Source organism: Acetatifactor muris (genome assembly GCF_024623325.1).
Taxonomy (GTDB): Bacteria; Bacillota; Clostridia; order Lachnospirales; family Lachnospiraceae; genus Acetatifactor; species Acetatifactor muris.
In genome coordinates, this window is record NZ_JANJZD010000037.1 from 25566 (window position 1) to 46315 (window position 20750).

The window sequence follows — 20750 nt, forward strand, 5'->3', positions numbered from 1 at the left end:
TTAGATGAATCGTGATAATCTACTGGTGAAGCAGCCCTTTGACCCCGGCTGCTACACAGAACAGGTAAATCAGCTTTTGGAGCGAATGACAGTCCGGGAGAAGGTGGGGCAGCTGAATCTGGACCATGTATCCGACTCCGGTGACCTGACGGACTGCAACCTGGGGGAGCGCAGCTCCATGGAGGCGGAAGCGGAGAAAGTGCGCAGGGGTCTTGTGGGAACCATGCTGATGAAAGGCAGGGAGGAAGCCAATTATTTCCAGAAGGTTGCAGTGGAGGAATCCAGACTGGGCATTCCGCTTTTATTTGGCTTTGATGTGATACACGGTCATAAAACGGTCTTTCCGGTTCCGCTGGGGGGCGCGTCCACCTGGGACCCGCAGATGCTGGAAGAGGCGGAAGAATATGCCGCCAGAGAAGCGTATGCGGACGGAATCAACTGGATCTATGCACCCATGATAGACCTGTGCAGAGATCCCCGGTGGGGCAGAGTGGCGGAAGGCGCCGGAGAAGATCCGCTGCTGGGGTCTCTGATCGCGCAGGCGAAGGTCCGGGGACTGCAGACTGTAAATCCGGAGACCGGATATCCTTATGTGGCGGCATGCTTCAAACATTTCTGCGGTTATGGCCTCTCTCAGGGCGGAAGAGATTATGAGGAATGTGAGACCAGTCCGCGCACGCTGTTCATGGATTATATGAAACCCTATCAGGCGGCGGTGGACGCGGGGGCTTTGAGCACCATGAGTGCATTCAGCGTATTGAACGGTCAGGCAGTCACCGGAAGCCGTTATTATCTGACGGAAGTGCTCAGAAAGCAGTTCGGTTTCCGCGGCTTTGTCTGCTCCGATTACGGTGCGGTAAAAGAACTGGTACACCATCGGGTGGCGGCGGACAGAAAGGAAGCCGCGGCACAGGCGCTGCTGGCAGGTGTGGACGAGGATATGGGTTCTCATGCCTTCGCGGACTATTGTGAAGCGCTGTATGAAGAAGATCAGCGCTTTGCGGAAGCAGTGGACGAAGCGGTGCGCAGGATTTTAAGTGTGAAATTTGCCGTGGGATTGTTTGAATTCCCGTATTTCCCGGAGGAAGCAGAAAAGTATATGCTGGCGCCGGAGGCCCGGGAGGCTGCGCGCAATGTGGGAAGACACAGCATTGTATTGCTGAAAAATCAGGAGAAGATTCTGCCGTTGTCCCCTTCTAAAAAATACTTCCTCACAGGCCCTCTGTCTGACAATGTGGAGGAAATGCCGGGAGCCTGGGCGCAGTATCATCCTGGTACCAATGTGATATCCGTGAAAATGGCCCTGGAAGAGGCAGGACTTGACTTCCTGCAGAGCGATGGCTGTCCTTTTACGGGAAAATACTGTTTTGACAGTCAGGATGACAGTGGTTTTGCAAAAGCTCTGAAAATGGCGGAGGAATGCGACGAGATTATCTATGTGTGCGGTGAAAAAGCCGCCTGGTCCGGAGAGAACAGAGGAAGGGTCAGCATTGACCTTCCAAAGCAGCAATACAGGTATCTGCGGGAGCTGAAGAAGACAGGCAGGAAAATCATATCCGTGCTGATGTGTGGGAGAGCCATGAGCTGCCAGGAGCTGGCAGAGAGTTCGGACGCCCTGGTTCTGGCGTGGCATCTGGGAACGGAGGCCGGACATTCCATAGCGGATGTGCTGCTGGGATCTTACAGCCCCAGCGGCCGGCTGCCCATTACCTTCCCCTGTTATACAGGGCAGGTGCCCTATTATCATTCCTGGCTCTCCAGCGGACGCAGCCGAGAGTCTCTGATTCGCTATAAAGACGGGGAGAACGGTCCCCTTTATCCCTTTGGATACGGTCTCAGCTATGCGGAGATCACCTATGATGCCGTCCACATTTCCCGGAATCGCTGGAAAGCGGACGAGACAATCCGGCTGGAGGTGGTGCTGACCAATCATTCGGAAATGGATGCCTATGAGGTTGTGCAGGCATATTATCAGGATGTGGTGAGCTCACTGCCCACACCTGACAGGAAGCTGTGCGGGTTTACCAAGATACTGGTACCCGCGGGAAGTACGGTGAAGGCGCAGATGCTGATTCCTGTGGAGAGGCTGGCACTGATGACACTGGATCTGAAGGAAGTGGTGGAACCGGGAGAATTTATCCTTTTTGTGGGCAGAGACAGCATGTGCGGCGAGTCTGCCAGGATTGTAGTGGAGTGAGAGAAGCAGGAATTGTTGTGAGGAGTAAAGCATGAAGATAATAAAGAACACAACCGCCCGGGAGCTGGGCGAGGCCGCCGCGGCTCTGACGGCGGAGAAAATCAACCAGGCCATAGAGAAAAACGGCAGAGCGAGAATCATTCTGTCCACAGGGGCCTCTCAGTTTGAGACACTGAAGGCTCTTGTGGATAAGGACATTGACTGGAGTAAAGTGGAGATGTTTCATCTGGACGAATATGTGGACATATCGGAGGAACATCCTGCCAGCTTCCGCAGGTATTTAAAGGAAAGATTTATAGATATTGTACATCCCGGCAGAGTATATCTGGTGGATGGGAATCACCCCCGGGAGACCATTGACGATTTGACAGAGGAAATCACGAAGGCGCCTGTGGATGTGGCACTGATCGGGATAGGGGAGAACGCCCACATTGCATTCAATGACCCGCCGGCGGACTTCGACACAAAAGACTCCTATATCATTGTCAATCTGGATGAAAAATGCCGGATGCAGCAGGTGGGGGAAGGCTGGTTTGCCGCTCTGGAGGACGTGCCGGCGCAGGCCATTTCCATGACACCCTACCGCATTATGGAAAGCAGAACCATTATTTCCGCGGTGCCCTATGGGGTGAAGGCCAATGCCATCAGACTGATGATGGAAAATGATCTGACGAATCAGGTTCCGGCCACGCTGTTAAAGGAGCATGGCGATTATTATCTGTTTGTGGATCAGGATTCGGCGGAAGGGATAGCAGGAGCAGGTACGCAGCCGGCCTGCTGACCAATCCGGGGCTGTATATATTGTGTTCGGTTTATTCGGGGAAGTATGGGGAGCGTGTGGAGACGCAGCGAAACCAGGAACAGGAGGAGAGTTATGGCAATACCGATTCCGGAGGAAAGAGTGGCGAGATTTGAAAATATGGGCCTGGGGATGTTCATCCATTACGGACTTTATTCCCGGCTGGGACGGGGAGAGTGGATCATGCATCTGGGCAAAATCCCAAAGGAAGAGTATGTGAAGCTGGCGGATACCTTCACAGCCGGGGAGTTTGATGCCGGTGAGATTGTGAGAACGGCGAAAAAGGCGGGGATGAAGTATATCACGCTCACAACGAAGCACCACGACGGTTTCTGCCTGTACGACGCGAAGGGGCTGTGCGGCTATGACGCTCCCCATTCGGCCTGCGGCAGAGATCTGGTTCGTGAATTTGTGGATGCATGTAATGGGGAGGGAATCGCACCGTTTTTCTATCATGCCACCTATGACTGGTATCAGGAGTCCTTTGAGAATGACTTTGACACTTTCTTACAGTATCTGCGGGACAGTGTGGAGCTTCTGTGCACACAGTACGGAAAAATCGGAGGCCTGTGGTTTGACGGGAACTGGTCTAAGCCTGCCGGTACAGACTGGCAGGAGGACAGGCTGTATGCAGTGATACGTCGTCACCAGCCGGATGCAATTATTGTGAACAACACAGGGCTGGGTGCCAGAGGAGCGCTCGGCAACTCCGAGATTGACAGTGTGACCTTCGAACAGGGCCGTCCAGTGCCCATGGACAGGGACGGTATGCCAAAATATGTTGCGGCGGAGATGTGTCATACTATGAATGACCACTGGGGATTCGGCAGAAACGATTACAATTATAAGAGCCTGCCGGAGATTATTGAGACCCTCTGTGCCTGCAGAAAAATCGGGGCGAATTATCTGCTCAATGTGGGCCCTGAGGGAGAAGGCGCTGTCCCGGTCATGCAGAAAGCCATGCTGGAAGCTCTGGGGAGCTGGATTGAGACCTGCGGCGGGGCAATTTACCAGGGAAAACCCGGCAAAATGACTGGGGAGGACAGGAATTTTGCTCTGGATATGGAGGACAGGAGCTATCTGTTCATCCATAATCTGAAGGTGCAGGGAAGCAGCCATGTAGTGGTGTCAGAGGGCGGCCCCGGGTTCCGGCATTTTGCCGGATGCGAACGGAAAGTGCGCAGTGTGAAATGGACAGACAACGGAGAATCGCTGGAATTTGTTCAGAATGGCGGGAATCTCTGGGTCAACGCCACCGGTTACTCCTATGGATGCAACTATGTGGTCAGAGTGGCAGAGGTGGAATTTGAGGATCAGCACCATAACAGGAAGCTGTAATTGGAAGAAAAAAACAGTTTAACCGGTGGGAAATATATAGTACAATGTCAGGAGCGGGATAGCACATTTTGTTGAAGTTCTTCTGTTTTTTTCGGCATAATGGGTTATTTTACATACGCAGGAAGCATCTGGTAATTAAGCTACACAAAAATGCAACAAAAAGAGGAAATAATGTTGACAGATATTAACGTTAATGATATAATGGGCATCAAGATACAGTAACGTTAATGAAACCAGTAAACTACTTTAATGTAAGGGAGAAAGCAAAATGAGAAAACGAACAAAGAAACTTTTAAGTCTGTTGTCCGTAACTGCACTGTGTGTGGGCATGCTTGCCGGGTGTGGGGAAGGAAATGCTTCCCAGGACAGTGTGGCATCCGGCTCATCACAGGAGAGTACCGTCCAGGAGACCGGCAGTTCATCTGATGCGTCCGGCTCCTCTGAGGAGGCGCCGTCTGCGCCGGAAGAATTTACGTATCCTATGGAGCATGTGAAGCTGACCATTAATTTCGGCGATAAAAAAGAGTGGGGCAGTATCACTGCGGAGGAAGCATTTTCCGATCCTGATAAGTATCTGATGGGGGCGATCGGGGTAATTTCCCAGGCTTCCGGTGCTTATGTGGAGTCCAATGGCGTGACGTGGAGCAGCGATAGTGAAGAATTCATGTACATGCTGATTTCTCACGACCTGCCGGATATTCTGGTGAATGGCTTTAACAAGACCTATAAAGGCGGTCCCGCTGCGGCCATTGACGAAGGCTACATTATTGACCTGAATGAACATACCGAATGGATGCCCAATTATCTGGCCTATCTGGAGGAGAATCCGGATGTGAAGAGTCAGGTAACCACAGATGACGGAAGAATCTGGGGCTTTGCAAGTATTGAGGACACAAGTTATACCATGAAAGACAGGGGGATAATCCTCCGCAAGGATATACTGGACGAGCTGGAGATGGAGGTTCCCACCACTGTAGATGAATTCGAAGCGGTGCTGAGAGCAGTGAAGGCGAAGTATCCGAACATGACCCCTCTTTCTTCAGAGATGCGCTGGCTGCATCAGCAATATATGTTTTCCTGTATCAGCAACGCTTACCAGTGTTCCTATCCTTTCTATTGCGTGGATGGGCAGAATGTGAAGTTTGCCATGTATGAAGACAGCTACAAGGAATTCCTGCAGCGCCTGAACCAGTGGTGGAATGACGGGCTGATTGACCCTGATTTCCCCAGCATCAATAAGGGCGGCGTCCGCGGTAAGCTGGCTACCGGCGATGCGTTCGCAGGCATTCAGGGAGCAGACAATTCCGCCACATCTGCAAAGAGCTGTGAGATCGAAGGTGCAGAGTTCCTGGCGATTCCTGCGCTGAAAATGTCAGAGAGTGATCCGATCTATAACTTCTGTCTGACAGATATGAAGATGCTCAATAACTTTACTTTCTCTGTGTCCGCAGACTGTGAAAATGTAGAAGCTGCCATGCGTTATCTGGACTTCTGCTATACGGAGGAAGGACAGACCTTATACAGCTTCGGCGTGGAAGGCCTGAGCTATACGAGAGATGCCCAGGGCAATATCCAGCTTCTGCCCGAGGAGGAGCGCTGGAAGGATGAGAAGGGCGATGGCCTGGCAAAACGTACCATGTGGGCCGGCGAAGCCATCGGCGGAATGATGTACATGGACGATGTGCAGAAAGAATTCGTAGACGTTTATCTTGAATTTGACGCATACGCGGGAGTGAACGTCCCCATGAATGACGAGGAGTCCGGTATTTACGGCAGTTACTACACAGATCTGGATACTTACTGTCAGGAGAAGCTGGTGGGGCTGATTATGGGAACGGAAAGCTTTGACAACTGGGAGACCATCAAGGCTACCTGTAAAGACACTTATCATGCGGATGAAGTGCTGGCGGTTATTCAGTCTTCTTACACAAGAAATATGAACCAGAACTAAGCAGATGCTAACAAAGGGAGGGAGGCTTTCCCTCCCTTTCTCCATACCAGATGGCTGTTTTATGACAGAACTGAAATAACGAGGTGATTTATGAGCAGATTTATGGCACGCATGCGTGCGAATATGAGGGAATCCAAAATTGAGCACAGGGCAAATACCACGCCCTGGAAGAAAGACTTGAAAAAGAACTGGGGATTGTACTTCTTCATCCTACCGGTTATCGCCTATTATCTTATTTTCTGCTATTATCCCATGTATGGAGCAACCATTGCGTTCAGGGATTACAGTCCCGCAAAGGGGATTCTGGGAAGTGACTGGGTGGGATTGAAGAATTTTGTCAGTTTTTTCAGCTACCCGGATGTGGGAAGACTGTTCCGCAATACCATGATCATGAGCATAGTGGGACTGGTGGTGGGCAGATGTGCCAGTATTACGCTTGCCTTAATGTTCCATGAGCTTCGATGGAAAAGATTTAAAAAAATAACACAGACCATTTCTATTTTCCCGCATTTTATATCAGTGGTAGTAACCTGTACCATCTTTATGCAGTTTTGCATGACGGATGGTCTGTTTAATGTGATTTTGGGCTGGTTCGGCGCAGAGCCGAAGAACCTGCTGGGAATACCGGGAGCCTTTGTGCCGATACGCCAGATTATGCATCTGTGGCAGGGCATGGGATGGAACTGTATCATTATGCTGGCGGCCATGTCCGGAGTGGATCAGCAGATTTATGAGGCGGCCAGGCTGGACGGCTGCGGGCGTATTCAGCAGATGCGGTATATTACGCTGCCGGCGATTTCACCTACCAGAGTGCTGACGCTGATTATGTCAATAGGAACTTTGCTGAGTGTAGGTCATGAAGACATTATTCTGTTATATAATCCCGCGATTTATGAGACGGCAGATGTTATTTCCACCTATGTGTACAGGAAGGGACTGGTAGAGTTCAGTTTCAGCTATTCCACGGCGGTGGGCCTGGTGAACTCTGTGCTCAATATCATCCTGCTGTTGCTTGCCAATAAGATTGCGAAGACTGTTTCGGAAACCAGTCTGCTGTAGGGAGGTGGAAGATGAAGACGAAACTACTCAGAAAACTGAAGAAAAATGCGCTGGATATTGTGATTGCGGTCATCCTTTTTTTCCTGTCAATCGCCATGCTGTATCCTTTGATGTACGAACTTGCCGTATCCCTGAGCACACCGGAAAGTCTGGTGACGGCGCCGAAGATCATGTGGTTTACCCGGGAATTTTCCACCCTGTCCTACGAGCTGCTTTTTAAAGAGACAAATGTGTTAACCGGTTATAAAAACACCATGATTATCATGTCGATAGGCCTTGTGCTCAATATGGTGCTGACAATGATTCTGGCGTATTTCCTGTCCAGAAAGAGCTATAAGGTGAAGCTGAAAAAGCCGATCACGGTGATGATTATCATTACCATGTACTTCAGCGGGGGGATGACGCCCATGTTTCTTCTGGTCCGGGATCTGGGGCTTTTCAACAGCTACTGGTCCGTTATCCTTCCGGGAGCAATCAGCACTTACAATGCGATTCTGCTGCGTTCCTTCTACCAGTCGATTCCGGACAGTCTGGATGAATCGGCGGAGCTGGACGGGGCGGGACATGCCACGATTCTGTTTAAAATCTATATGCCGTTGTCAAAGCCGGCCATGGCGGTAGTGGCCATGTACTATGGTCTGAGTCATTGGAACAGATGGTTTGAGCCATCTCTGTATCTTTCGGACAATCAGAAGCACCCGCTGGCATTGATGCTGAGGAAACTGCTGATTGCCACTGACGCCGCAGGGGCCAGAGGAATGCTGGGCTCCACCCAGACCTATGTAAGTCAGCTTTTGTATGATGAAATCAATACTTCCATGAGTGCAGCGCTTGTAATCGTGGCAACCGTACCGTTTCTGCTGATCTATCCGTTCCTGCAGAAGCATTTCCAGACCGGAGTCATGATCGGATCGCTGAAGGGCTGAAAAAGAGCCGCCGTATAAAGAAAAGGTAAAACGGGAGGAAAGAAAAAGATGAGGATTGAGACAATTGTTACATCAGAGGAATTATCTGCCATTCGTGCAGGACGACAGGCGGAAATAAATTTTCAGCCCATGACGGAGGAGGTACACAGACATTACACAGAGCTGGCCAGGGAGAGGGCGAATAAAATCATGGACGCGGAGAGCATTTCCCCGGAAAAGATTCCCGGGAACTGCTATTACATTTCACATTTCGGCAGCGATGAGGCCGACGGAAGATCGCCGGAGAGTGCATGGCAGACCATAGAACGTCTCCACAGAGCCTTTGAGACGCAGGAGGTGACAGCGGGCGACGGCGTTTTCTTTGAGCGGGGAAGTGAGTGGAACAGCCGATTCCACACAGAGACAATGGGGGATTACGCATTGCTTCTGATGCCGGGAATCACCTATTCCGCATATGGAACCGGCAGGAAGCCTGTATTTATGAACTGCCTGAGCGGAAGCGGAAAGGAGAAGTGGCGGGAGACGGAGTACCCAAATGTATGGGCCTATACAGGGAATGCGGGCGGCCGATACGGGGATGTGGGCAACATCGTCTGCGACGGCGGAAAAGCCTATGGAATCAAGGTGACTCCCCATGAGCCCAATCATCCTTACCAGCCCGGTGTAAAGACTGTGGATTCCGGTATGGTGACAAATAAAATGGAGGTATTTCATTCCGGTGATACCCTTTTTCCCAATCCGGGCGGACTGTGCAATAATCTGGAGTTTTTTCACGATTATGAGGCAGAAGTCCTGTATCTGTACTTTGACAGGGGGAATCCGGGTGCGTATTTTTCAGAGATTATGATTTCCAGGCGGGGGAATGTTCTCCGCAGCGAAGTAAAGTCAACAGATATCATGGTAGACAATCTGTGTGTAAAATACGGCGGTTCCCACGGAATGAACCTGGTGGACTGTGAAAATGTGACGATTCAGAACTGTGAGCTGGGCTGGATAGGCGGCAGCCTTCAGGAGATGACGGGAACAGTGCGCTATGGAAATGCCATTGAGAACTGGGGAGAATGCGACGGCTTTTATATCAGAAGCTGTGTGGTATATGAATGCTACGACGCCCAGCTGACCACCCAGTATATCAGCGGAGAACCGGCATGTATCATGCAGAATATTGAGTTTTCCGGAAATGTGCTGGCATTCTCCAATTCCCCCATCGAGCTTTGGAATAACAATACACCGGAAAAGCTGGGGACGGAGAACGAGAATCAGTTTTTGCATGTGCGTGTTATGGATAATTATATGTTCTATTCCGGTTATCAGTTTGGTCATCAACGGCCGGTGAAGAACGGAAGCTTTGGCTGTCTGGGGGCGAAGGGATTCTACGAAGTATTTAAGGATACGGAAATAACGGATAATGTGATGCTGTATTCTGCGGTGATGCTGCATTATACCCGCTCGGTGGGGTACAGAAATTCTCCGTATGGCATTATGCTTGACAGAAATGTGTATGCGATGCAGAAGGATAAGAAATATTATGCCAAAAGCTGCGAGTATCCGGAGACCAATGAAGGAAGCGCCCGCCTGTATCCCTATTCCCGGGAGGCCCTGGAGACACTGGTATCCCTGGGGACTGAGGAGAACAGTGTGTTCTACTGGTATGACAGTTTCCTGTTCCCGGAAGAGGAGCAGGGCGTGTATCTGATGCTGAATGTATGGGACCCGGAGAGCGGGGAGCAGTAAGAAATGAAGGAGGCGGCCGCGTTTTGTGCGGCCGCCTCCGGAGGAGCTGTCTGTGACAGTTCCTCTGAAAAGGGAAATCGGAATCAGTGGTACATGGACATGTAGGGACCATGTGCCTCAATCATTTCATCCACCATTTTCACCATGTCGTCGATTGACAGCTCTGCCGCGGTATGAGGCTCCAGCATGACAGCTTTGATGATATCATCCCGCTTTTTGGTGCGGGCGGCTTCGATAGTCAGAAGCTGAGGATTGATATTGGTCATGTTCATGGCGGCCAGCACAGGGGGCAGATGGCCGATATAGGTGGGATGGAAGCCGTATCCGTCCACAAGGCAGGGCACTTCCACACAGGCCTGCTGGGGGAAATCCTCAATCAGATGTCCTGTGTTGAGCACATTGCCGCCGATTTTGATGGAAGACCCGGTACAGATTGCCTCCATAATAGAGGATGCATACTCTTTGGAACGGGTATGGTCCAGTTCTTTTTCCGTCATCATTTTCTGCCGCAGTTCTTCCCACGCCCTGATCTGCTCTTCGCATCTTCTGGGATATTCATCCAGAGGAATGTTATAGCGTTCAATGAGCTCAGGGTATTTGCTTTTCAGGTAAAACGGATTGTACTCTGCGTTGTGCTCGCTGGATTCCGTACAGAAATAGCCGAATCTGGCGATATAATCAAAACGGACCATGTCATGATGTTTTTCATTGGCATTTTTCAGGGCGGCACGGCGGCGGATTTCAGGATAGAGGTCATTACCGTCCCTGTCCTGGATGGCCAGCAGCCAGGCCATGTGATTGATGCCGGCAATGAGCTCTTTTCGACCCTCCATTTTATCTTCCATGTCCACACGGGACAGAAGGTTTCTGGAACAGCTCTGGACACTGTGGCACAGACCAACGGTCCTGATGGAGGAATAGCGCTGAATATAGCCGGTCAGCATAGCCATGGGGTTAGAGTAGTTTAACAGGAATGCGTCAGGACAGACCTCTTCCATATCCCTGGTGAAATCTTCCAGCACGGGGATGGTGCGCAGCGCGCGCATGATGCCGCCGATTCCCAGAGTATCTCCGATGGTCTGGCGCAGGCCGTACTTTTTGGGAATCTCGAAATCAATGATGGTGCAGGGATCATAGCCGCCCACCTGAATCGCGTTTACCACAAAGGCTGCTCCCCGCAGAGCCTCTTTTCTGTTTTCAACGCCCAGGTAGGTCTTGAGGGCGGCACGGCCTTCGTTGACCTTTCGGTTGATGGCGGAGAGGATCTGAAAGCTGTCGGACAGCCGTGCGGCATCGATGTCATACAGTGCGATTTCGCTTTCCTGAAGGGCGGGAGTACACATGACATCACCCAGCACATTGCGGGCAAATGTGGTGCTTCCGGCACCCATAAACGTGATTTTCAGCATACGGTAAAACCTCCTTATAATTTTGACTGATGTGGATTGCTGTCTTTTAAGTCTACCAGCCGGAGCTCGAGATGACAATTGTATAAAGGTTGTAGAATTTGGTAAAAGGGAAGGTGTATGGAAAATAAAGTCAGCAGAAGAAAAGTGTATGAGTACTCAGTTATTCCCGGGTGGTGGCACGGAGTTACACCGCTGCATTACGGGTATGAGGAATGCTGTTCCGGGCATACCTTCGGACCTGCCGCGAGACAGTATCATCTGCTTCATTATATCCTGGCAGGGAAAGGCACTTTCTGTAAGGACGGAAAAGTATATCCGGTGGAACAGGGGGATATGTTCGTGATTCTGCCGGAGGAAATTACCACCTATCAGGCGGATGAGGAGAAGCCGTGGAAGTATTGCTGGATTGGCTTTGAAGCGAAGGATACGCCGGAGTTCCTGAAGTGTGCGGTCATCCGTCAGCCGGATGTCAGGCGCCTGTTCGAGCGGGTGCGGGAGGGACAGTGGGGCCTGAAAAATGAAGGCAGTGTATTTACACTGTTGTATGAGGTTTTATGGCATTTGTCAGAGGAGAGGCCCCGAAATCACAAAACTGTAAACGATTACGCCGGATATACCAGAAATTATCTGGAAACCATGTATGCGAAGCCCGTGTGCATTCAGGAGATTGCGGAGGTGCTGCACATTGACCGGAGGTATCTGACCACACTTTTCCGCAATGCATATGGGATACCGCCACAGACATATCTGCTTCAGGTCCGTCTGACCCAGGCAAGAGAACTTCTGGAACAGGGGTATGGCGTGGCAGAGACAGCGGAGATGACAGGTTTCACAGATATTTCCAATTTTTCAAGAAAATATAAGGCCATTTACGGTATGTGTCCCAGCGCTCAGCGCAGTTCCTGATTTTATGAGGAAAGCGTTCTGAGAAGTTGCAAACGGCAGAATCTTTGTTATAATATAGAAATAGCCCTTTTTATATCAATTATAGCAGAAGGATAAGAGTATGCTGTTTAATTCGGTTATTTTTATAGCGGTCTTTTTGCCCATTGCGTTGACAGGCTGGTTTTTATTGAACCGTCTGAAGAAGCCTTTCTATGCGAAAGCTTTTCTGACAGGAATGTCTTTGTGGTTCTATGGATATTATAATTTGAGCTATCTGTGGATTTTGCTGGGCAGCATTTTTTTCAATTACGGAGTCAGCTGGCTTCTGGCGAAGACAGACAGGCCCGGGGGCAGACGCCGGCTTCTTGGAATGGGGCTGGCAGGGAATCTGGGTTTGCTGTTTTACTATAAGTATTTTAATTTTTTTGTGGACAACTGTAATTTTTTCTTCCACGGGAACATTGTGGTGGAAGAGATTTTGCTTCCTCTGGGAATCAGCTTTTTCACCTTTCAGCAGCTTTCCTATCTGGCGGAACGGTACAGAGGAACGATTGCACACGGAAGCTTTTGGGATTACAGCTGCTTTATCAGTTTCTTTCCGCAGCTGGTTGCCGGCCCCATTGTGCTGTACCAGGAGTTTGTACCCCAGCTTCAGAGCCCGGGTGTGAGGAGACCTTCCTGGGACTCGCTGTATGACGGCTTTTCTCTGTTCATTCTGGGGCTGGCGAAAAAGGTTTTGCTGGCGGATACGCTGGCTGTTGTGGTGAATGCGGAATTCGACAATATCCTGTATCTGGATGCCCTGTCTGCCTGGGCGGTGGTGTTCTTTTTTGTGTTTGAGCTGTACTTTGACTTCAGCGGTTACTCAGATATGGCAAGGGGACTGGGCCGGATGTTCGGCTTCCGTCTGCCGGAGAATTTCAATGCGCCGCTGACTGCCGTGTCTGTTAAGGACTTCTGGCGAAGATGGCATATGACGCTGTCGCGTTTTCTGATGACGTATATCTATTTCCCGCTGGGGGGAAACCGAAAGGGGAAGGCCAGACAGTGCCTGAATCTGGCGGCGGTGTTCCTGGTCAGCGGAATCTGGCATGGAGCCAGCTGGAACTTCGTCTTATGGGGATGTATCCATGGTCTGGCTGTCATATGGGAGACCATATTCCCGAAGCTTCGATTTCGGTGGAAGGCGGTGAATCAGCTGGTGACAGGAATCTTCCTGGCGCTGGCATGGGTTCCTTTTCGGTGTGCCACCCTGTCGGATGCCGTCCTGCTGTGGCGGAAACTGTTTGCGGGAGGGTACACGGGAATGTTCGCGGGAATCTGCAATCAGCTGCAGCTGGCTGAGAATTATGCCGTGAGAAAATTCCTGGAGATAGCGGCTCCGCAGTATGTAAATCTTTTTTATATGCTGAACTACACAGTGCTGCTGGGAATCTGTGTGATACTGGTGACCAGAGAAAAGGCAGAAGTGTGGATTGCGGAGAAAGGCAGGACGGCAAGGGGGACTTTCTGTATGGCGACTTTATTTACATGGTCATTTATTTCCCTGTCACAGGTCAGTATTTTCCTGTATTTCAATTTCTGAGAGGTATGGAGGATGAGGCAAAAGAAGAAAGGTCTGATACTGCTTTTGGGCTGCATTGCCGTGGAGCTTTTCCTGATTGCGCTGGCGGTGTGGTTCTTTGACCCTTTTTATCAATATCATGCCCCTTTTCCGGGACGACAGGCGGTATTCAATGACCGGGACAATCAGATGCCCGGAAGCATAAGAGTGATGGATTATGACAGTGTGCTGGTGGGGTCCTCTGTAGTTGAGAACTGTGACAGCGAGTTCCTGGACAGGCAGTTCGGATGCCGCTCGCTGAAGATAATACGGGCTTCCGGGTCGGCGGCGGATCTGCTCTATTATCTGGATATGGCATGGAAAGAACATGAGCTGACAAATGTATTCTGGTGCCTGGATCTGCCGGCGCTGAATTCAAATGCTCAGAATACTTTTCAGCAGGGGAATGAAATTGACTACCTGCATACCGAAAGTATATTGGATGACGGAACATACCTGTGGAATAAAGATATTCTGTTTGTGACCATTCCCAACATACTGGCATACGAGAAAATGGGGAGGAATGTGGGCGGCCACGCCTATGACTGGTCCGAGGGAAAGGAATTCAGTGCGCAGAAGGCCATGGAGGCGTATGCAAAGCCTGCGGACGTATGTGAAGCGGCAGATTTTTCCCATAGGAAGGAAGACATCGGCAGAAATGTGGAGGCGCTGGCACAGCAGATTGAAAGCCATCCGGAGACCACATTTCGCTTCTTTTTCCCGCCCTATTCCATGAGCTGGTGGGACTGCGCGTATGTGAACGGCGAGCTGGAGGAGAAATTCTATATTCTGGAGCAGACATTACCTGTGCTTTTGGCCTATGAGAATGTGGAGGTGTACTATTTCCAGGATGAGGTGCAGATTATCAGTAACTTGGATAATTATATGGATTTGGTGCATTATTCTCCGGAAGTCAATCAGTATATGCTGGATTGCATTGCGGCGGGCGAGAAGAGGGTGACGCCGGAGAACTGGCGGGAAGTGACAGCGGGAATGCGGGAGCTGGTGCAGCTGATCACAGGAGATTTGATTTACAGGTATTATCCGAGGCAGTAAGGGGCGGCAGTCCGGATAAGAAAGGAATTTGATTGAGAAAGGATTCTTAAATCATATGGACAGAGAGATTGTAAAACAAAACATTTATAACAGGCTAAGCGGGGTAGAAAAGCTTCTTGCAGATATGCTTCCTTCAGAGGAGGTATATGTCGATATCCATAAATACATCCAATATGTGCGGAAGGACAGCCGGGGCCTGGAGATATGGACGGATGCATTTAATGTTGCTTTAAGGGAAGAAAAAGCCATATATATCCCCAAGGCAGAGCAGCCATACTATATCGATGGTTCTGTGATCATACCTTCACAGCGTCACATCAGAGCGGATGAGGACGCTGTGATACGACAGCTGGAAGGGGTCAGAGTATTGATGTTCCGGAATGAACACACTGTGGATGGGACATACTGTCCGCCTGGCAGAGCGAACAGGGATTCTGATATTTCCATCACAGGAGGGAGATGGGAGGAGTCTTATACTTCGCGGGCCGGATACGGAAAGAGCGGGATGTATGATGATAACAGAAGCTTTTATGGCGTGTCAACCTGTATGCTGTTCAACAATATTGAGAATCTCAGTCTGCGGAACATGACCTTTGCCCACACTGCGGGGTTCGCCGTCCAGGCGGCGGAAATGGAGAATGCCATTTTTGAAAATATCACTTTTGAGAATTGCTATGCGGACGGACTGCATATCAACGGCAATTCTGAAAATCTCATTATACGGAATATTGCCGGAGAGGTTGGAGATGACCTTGTGGCGTTGAATATGTATGACTGGAAGAATTCCAGTGTGAACTTTGGCCCTGCAAGGAACGTACTGTGTGAGAATCTGCGGCTTGCGCCCAACAGCAGATATAAGGCGCTGAGAATCTCGCCGGGTGTGTACTATTTTGAGGATGGATCCGGTATCAACTGTGCGGTGGAGGATTTTATCATCAAAAATGTGTCAGGCATTCATACTTTCAAGCTGTATCTGCAGACCCCCAGACACAGGGTTGGGGAAGAACCCGGGAGTAAGGAAGTGGGAAGCGGTGATAATCTGTTTTTTGAAGATATTACAATTGATCTGACCCAGCCTGTGGATAAATTTGAGGAATATCTGACATCCGACAGGGTGCGGGGCGCTTTTGCAGGCTTTGAAATCGGTACAAATATCGATAATATCAGTTTTGAGAATATTAATATCAGGTTATATCAGGACAGGTATCCCATGTCATTCCTGGCATGTGTGGGTCCAAAATCCATCCGGACAAAGGATGGCTGGGAAATTTTTGATCCCTATGTAGACTGTAAGGTAAAAAACCTCCATGCAAAAAATATAGTGGTCAACGGAGAAAAAATAGAAGATATCAGACCCTATATTTATGAAATCGTCTTTGATGACGTATACGGTGACGGACTTGCGGTGGGAAAAGGAGTGTTTGAAAGGATTTCTTCCTAAATATTTATCCAATGGGACAGAAAAGGAGAACAGATCCTGGTGAAGGTCAGCCTGGAAAGGAAACAGTGAGAGCCTGCAACAGTAAAAAAGTAAAAAATTCTCTTGCCAAAAGGATACAGTTATGGTAAGATAGATGCGTTGACAAGCCGGAAAGGCAGAAAACGCGGCTCCATGGTCAAGCGGTTAAGACATCGCCCTTTCACGGCGGTAACACGGGTTCGATTCCCGTTGGAGTCATCTGACTGTCAGAACAGTCAATATAAAAGCCCGAGAGGGTATGCGGACCTTTAGCTCAGTTGGTTAGAGCAACCGGCTCATAACCGGTCGGTCCTGGGTTCGAGTCCCCGAAGGTCCATTTGGGAGTAATCCCACCGCAGTACATAAAGCATGATATTTTCCGTAAAGTTATATACGGCCCAGTGGCTCAGTTGGTTAGAGCGTCGCCCTGTCACGGCGAAGGTCGTCGGTTCGAGTCCGATCTGGGTCGCTTTTCTTTTAAAATAATTTTTATGCAGGTGTAAAGTCCGTCGAAAGAATCGCTTTACACTTTTTTGTTGTATTTCTGTTTTATGGGACATAGTTTAAGCCGCCGGAAATTCTCCGCTGGTGTCTGGGGAGTGACAGGGCGACTGGTGCTGCCGGCGCAGCGACTTTAACAGGAGGAAAGTATGCTTAAAATTATTACAGACTCAGCATCGGATATTGTGGATAATACACGGGAAGATCTGACAGTGCTCCCGGTGACAATCACCTTTGGGGAAGAGCAGTTTCAGGACGGGGTGAATCTCACCCACAGGATGTTCTATGAAAAGCTGATAGAATGTGACGAGCTTCCGGTTACCAGCCAGGTGGCGCCGTTTGCTTTTGAAGAGGCTTACCGCAGGGCAAAGGAGCAGGGAGATAAGGTGATTGTCATCACCTTATCTTCGAAGCTGTCAGGGACCTGGCAGAGTGCCAATATTGCCGCGGAAGAGTATGGGGATGTGGTGGTGAAGGTGGTGGACAGTGAGAATGCCAGTATGGGACAGCATGCGCTGGTGGAGTATGCGCTGCGGCTGAAGGACAGCGGTATGGAAGCCGAGAGAATCGTGGAGAGGCTGGATAAGGACAAAGGCCGTATCAGACTGGTGGCTCTGCTGGATACGCTGGAATACCTGAAAAAGGGCGGGCGCATTTCCAGGGCGGCGGCAATGGCGGGAAACCTTCTGTCAATTAAGCCGGTAATTGCCATTCAGAGAGGGGAAGTGGCCATTCTGGGTAAGGCCCGGGGCTCCAGACAGGGCAACAATCTGCTGGCAGAGCAGATTCGCCAGACCGGGGGAATTGATTTTGAGAAGCCTTTTTTCCTGGGATATACCGGGTTCAGCGATGCGACGCTGCAGAAGTACATAGCGGATCATGAGGCATTCTGGAAGACTTCCGTGGATGCGCTGGAGACTTCCAGCGTGGGGGGAACCATCGGAACCCACGTGGGGCCCGGAGCCATCGGGGTGGCATTCTTTTCGGCAGGAGAGATGTAAAAGGGGAAAACTGTATACGGTATTTTGACTCAGAGTAGAGAGAAAACGAATTGGAGGAATATTTATGAGAGAAGTGAATCAGCAGTTTCTGACCGGTGAAAGGGCTATGTTTCAGGCCAGCGACTGTCATATCAGTTACTGTACCTTTGCGGACGGCGAATCGCCTTTAAAGGAAAGCGGCAATCTGGAGATTGACAATACTCTGTTTAAATGGAAATATCCGCTGTGGTACTGCAAAAATGTGACCATGAAGGATTCCACCCTGTTTGATATGGCGAGGGCGGGCATCTGGTATACGGAGAATATTTCCATAGCCGACACGATTATAGAGGCGCCCAAAACTTTCCGGCGGACAAAGGGAATCCGGCTGCGGAACGTGGATATGCCGAATGCGGCGGAGACACTCTGGAACTGCCGGGACATTGAGATGAAGAGGGTGATGGCAAAGGGAGATTATTTTGCCATGAACAGCAGTAATATTGTTGCGGAGAATTTTGATCTGGTGGGGAATTACAGCTTTGACGGCTGTTCCAATGTTGAGATTCACAATTCCCGTCTGCTGTCCAAGGATGCTTTCTGGAATGCGGAAAATGTCACGGTGTATGATTCCTTTATCTCCGGGGAATATCTGGGGTGGAATTCCAGGAATATCACATTGATCAACTGTACCATAGAAAGTCTCCAGGGAATGTGCTATATCGACAATCTGGTGATGAAGAACTGCCGGCTGATGAATACCAATCTGGCTTTCGAGTATTCTCAGGCGGATGTGGAGATAATCGGAAGTGTGGACAGCGTGTTCAATCCGAAGGGAGGAATCATCCGGGCGGACAGAATCGGGGAGCTGATTCTGGACGGCAGGAAGGTGAAGATTGATCAGACGCAGATTGTGGCAGGAGAGATTGTGAAAAAGTCGGACAGGGCATCCTGGGAGGACTGACGATGAAATATGATTTTGACAGAATGACGGACAGGCGGGGTGTGGGCTCTCTGAAATGGGATGTGCCGGAGCGGGAACTGCCCATGTGGGTGGCAGATATGGACTTTGAGACCGCGCCGGAGATTATCGAGGCTCTGAAGAAGAGAGTGGAGCATGGCATCTTTGGCTACAGTGTGGTGACAGAGGACTGGTATGAAGCCTACCGGAGCTGGTGGAGCCGCCGTCATCATCTGGAAATGGAGAAGGAATGGCTGATTTTCTGTACGGGCATTGTGCCCGCCATTTCCAGTGCGGTGAGGAAGCTGACCACCGTGGGGGAGAATGTGCTGGTGCAGACTCCGGTGTACAATATTTTCTTCAATTCCATCCGGAACAACGGACGAAATATTCTGGAGAGTCCGCTGGTTTACAGAGACGGGGAATATTCCGTTGACTTTGGAGACCTGGAAGAGAAGCTGGCGAACCCCCAGACTACACTGATGCTTCTGTGTAATCCCCACAATCCTGTGGGGAAAATCTGGGACAGAGAGACCCTGTTCCGGATAGGGGAGCTGTGTGCGAAGCATCATGTGCTGGTTCTATCCGATGAGATTCACTGCGATTTGACGGACCCGGGATACGAGTATGTTCCTTTTGCATCCGTGTCCCAGGCCTGCAGAGACAACAGCATTACCTGTCTGGCTCCCACGAAGACCTTTAATATCGCAGGGCTGCAGACCGCGGCGGTGATGGTCCCCAATCCGGTGATCCGTCATAAATTAGACAGAGGACTGAATACAGATGAAGTGGCGGAACCCAACGCTTTTGCGGTGGGAGCGGCAGTGGCGGCTTTTCAGAAGGGAGAGGAATGGCTGGAAGAGCTGCGGGAATATCTCAGTGAAAACAAGCGACGTGTCAGGGAATTTGCAGAGAAGAATCTGTCCGGAATCAAAGTGGTGCCCTCCCGGGCAACCTATCTGCTGTGGCTGGATTGCAGCGGCATTACGGAAGATGCGGGAGAACTGACAGCTTTTATCCGGAGGGACAGCGGCCTGTATCTGACGGAAGGCGAGGAGTACGGCGCCTGCGGGAAGGCGTTTATCCGGCTGAATCCCGCCTGTCCCAGGGAGCGGCTGCTGGATGGAATGAGACGTCTGGAGGAGAGCGTGAGAAGATTTACCGGAAAGAACGGCAAAGAATAATTTATTCCCTTGTAATACGCAGATAAAAGATCCTGTAAAGGTGTATATGTGGGGGAGCTTTCTGCAAAGTGAACTGAATCAGGTATGCGAAGATTTCGGGTTGGAAGAAATCGAAATGATGAAGTATTATGATGCGGAAAACCCTGGGGTGATGGCGGCACAGGCCGATAAAGCGGAACAGCTGATTCGAAAGATCATTGAAAACGGAGGCGGGAGAATCCGGGAGTTTGCCAATGAGAAGGAGTTCCTGCATGAAATATAAAAATGCTCAGGATATCCTGCCGGATCATTTACTGCGGGAACTACAGCAATATGTGTCGGGAGAGACGATGTATGTTCCGAACAGGGGGAAGGAAAAGAAATCCTGGGGAGAGGCCTCCGGCGCAAGAGATTTTTATCAAAAGAGGAATGCGGAAAATCATATATTAAGTTATGAAATAAGAACGAGAAAAGGAGAAATGCCGTGAGGGTAGTTCTCCTTTTCCTGTGCGCCAAGTATCTGGACATGGAATTCGGCGGTATGGTATAATGATTCTGCATTCGCAGAATTCAAGCCAGCATAAGCTGTCTTGCCGCCACTGCGCGGCGCATTATACCGGCACCCCATGGCTTGAAAATCAAATGTCTCCTTCGGAGCCGCTTGATTTTCTGCGCACATGGTATAATGATTCTGCATTCGCAGAATTCAAGCCAGCATAAGCTGTCTTGCCG

General features: G+C 50.1%; 17 protein-coding genes and 3 tRNA genes. 19 read left to right on the top strand and 1 reads right to left on the bottom strand.

Annotated features, from left to right (window positions below; translation table 11 throughout):
• Positions 1-4 precede the first annotated feature (4 nt).
• The 7 genes from NSB25_RS23880 to NSB25_RS23910 all read left to right on the top strand — a co-directional run bounded on the left by NSB25_RS23880 (position 5) and on the right by NSB25_RS23910 (position 10004).
• The gene (locus tag NSB25_RS23880) at positions 5-2197 is read left to right on the top strand and encodes a glycoside hydrolase family 3 N-terminal domain-containing protein (protein ID WP_103241929.1); all 2193 of its coding nucleotides are present in this window, start codon (positions 5-7) and stop codon (positions 2195-2197) included.
• Positions 2198-2228: 31 nt separating this feature from the next.
• Positions 2229-2978, top strand: a complete 750-nt coding sequence (locus NSB25_RS23885; protein WP_103241928.1) for a 6-phosphogluconolactonase — start codon at positions 2229-2231, stop codon at positions 2976-2978.
• A gap of 93 nt (positions 2979-3071) precedes the next feature.
• Complete coding sequence (locus tag NSB25_RS23890) at positions 3072-4334, top strand: alpha-L-fucosidase (protein WP_103241927.1); 1263 nt, start codon at positions 3072-3074, stop codon at positions 4332-4334.
• 268 nt (positions 4335-4602) lie between these two features.
• On the top strand, positions 4603-6285 hold the full coding sequence (locus NSB25_RS23895; RefSeq protein ID WP_103241926.1) for an extracellular solute-binding protein: 1683 nt from the start codon (positions 4603-4605) through the stop codon (positions 6283-6285).
• A 90-nt stretch (positions 6286-6375) separates the two neighbouring features.
• Positions 6376-7344 carry an ABC transporter permease gene (locus NSB25_RS23900; RefSeq protein ID WP_242982590.1) on the top strand — a complete coding sequence of 323 codons (969 nt, stop codon included), beginning with the start codon at positions 6376-6378 and terminating at the stop codon, positions 7342-7344.
• An 11-nt stretch (positions 7345-7355) separates the two neighbouring features.
• Positions 7356-8270, top strand: a complete 915-nt coding sequence (locus NSB25_RS23905; RefSeq protein WP_103241925.1) for a carbohydrate ABC transporter permease — start codon at positions 7356-7358, stop codon at positions 8268-8270.
• A 48-nt stretch (positions 8271-8318) separates the two neighbouring features.
• Positions 8319-10004: a hypothetical protein gene (locus tag NSB25_RS23910; protein WP_103241924.1), complete on the top strand. Its 1686-nt coding sequence runs from the start codon at positions 8319-8321 to the stop codon at positions 10002-10004.
• 83 nt (positions 10005-10087) lie between these two features.
• Here NSB25_RS23910 and melA read toward each other — a convergent pair whose 3' ends face one another.
• A complete protein-coding gene (gene melA / locus NSB25_RS23915; RefSeq protein ID WP_103241923.1) occupies positions 10088-11413 on the bottom strand; it encodes an alpha-glucosidase/alpha-galactosidase in 1326 nt (441 codons plus the stop codon).
• 117 nt (positions 11414-11530) lie between these two features.
• Between melA and NSB25_RS23920 the strand changes: the two genes are divergently transcribed.
• The 12 genes from NSB25_RS23920 to NSB25_RS23975 all read left to right on the top strand — a co-directional run bounded on the left by NSB25_RS23920 (position 11531) and on the right by NSB25_RS23975 (position 20506).
• Entirely contained in the window at positions 11531-12319 is a 789-nt protein-coding gene (locus NSB25_RS23920; protein ID WP_103241922.1) for an AraC family transcriptional regulator, read from the top strand.
• Positions 12320-12419: 100 nt separating this feature from the next.
• Complete coding sequence (locus tag NSB25_RS23925; protein WP_103241921.1) at positions 12420-13883, top strand: MBOAT family O-acyltransferase; 1464 nt, start codon at positions 12420-12422, stop codon at positions 13881-13883.
• Positions 13884-13895: 12 nt separating this feature from the next.
• Positions 13896-14957: a hypothetical protein gene (locus NSB25_RS23930; RefSeq protein ID WP_103241920.1), complete on the top strand. Its 1062-nt coding sequence runs from the start codon at positions 13896-13898 to the stop codon at positions 14955-14957.
• A gap of 55 nt (positions 14958-15012) precedes the next feature.
• Positions 15013-16398: a right-handed parallel beta-helix repeat-containing protein gene (locus tag NSB25_RS23935; RefSeq protein WP_103241919.1), complete on the top strand. Its 1386-nt coding sequence runs from the start codon at positions 15013-15015 to the stop codon at positions 16396-16398.
• Between the two features lie 165 nt (positions 16399-16563).
• Positions 16564-16635: transfer RNA gene (locus tag NSB25_RS23940), tRNA-Glu, on the top strand.
• 44 nt (positions 16636-16679) lie between these two features.
• Positions 16680-16753: transfer RNA gene (locus NSB25_RS23945), tRNA-Ile, on the top strand.
• Between the two features lie 58 nt (positions 16754-16811).
• Positions 16812-16885 (top strand) — tRNA-Asp (locus NSB25_RS23950).
• Positions 16886-17066: 181 nt separating this feature from the next.
• Positions 17067-17918, top strand: coding sequence for a DegV family protein (locus NSB25_RS23955; RefSeq protein ID WP_103241918.1), 852 nt, complete (start codon positions 17067-17069; stop codon positions 17916-17918).
• Positions 17919-17982: 64 nt separating this feature from the next.
• Entirely contained in the window at positions 17983-18858 is an 876-nt protein-coding gene (locus NSB25_RS23960) for a DUF3737 family protein (protein ID WP_103241917.1), read from the top strand.
• Between the two features lie 2 nt (positions 18859-18860).
• Positions 18861-20039 carry a MalY/PatB family protein gene (locus NSB25_RS23965; protein ID WP_103241916.1) on the top strand — a complete coding sequence of 393 codons (1179 nt, stop codon included), beginning with the start codon at positions 18861-18863 and terminating at the stop codon, positions 20037-20039.
• A 46-nt stretch (positions 20040-20085) separates the two neighbouring features.
• Positions 20086-20301 carry a hypothetical protein gene (locus NSB25_RS23970; RefSeq protein ID WP_103241915.1) on the top strand — a complete coding sequence of 72 codons (216 nt, stop codon included), beginning with the start codon at positions 20086-20088 and terminating at the stop codon, positions 20299-20301.
• Positions 20291-20506, top strand: coding sequence for a CD3324 family protein (locus tag NSB25_RS23975; RefSeq protein ID WP_103241914.1), 216 nt, complete (start codon positions 20291-20293; stop codon positions 20504-20506). Before NSB25_RS23970 ends, NSB25_RS23975 begins: the two co-directional genes overlap by 11 nt.
• Positions 20507-20750: the final 244 nt, after the last annotated feature.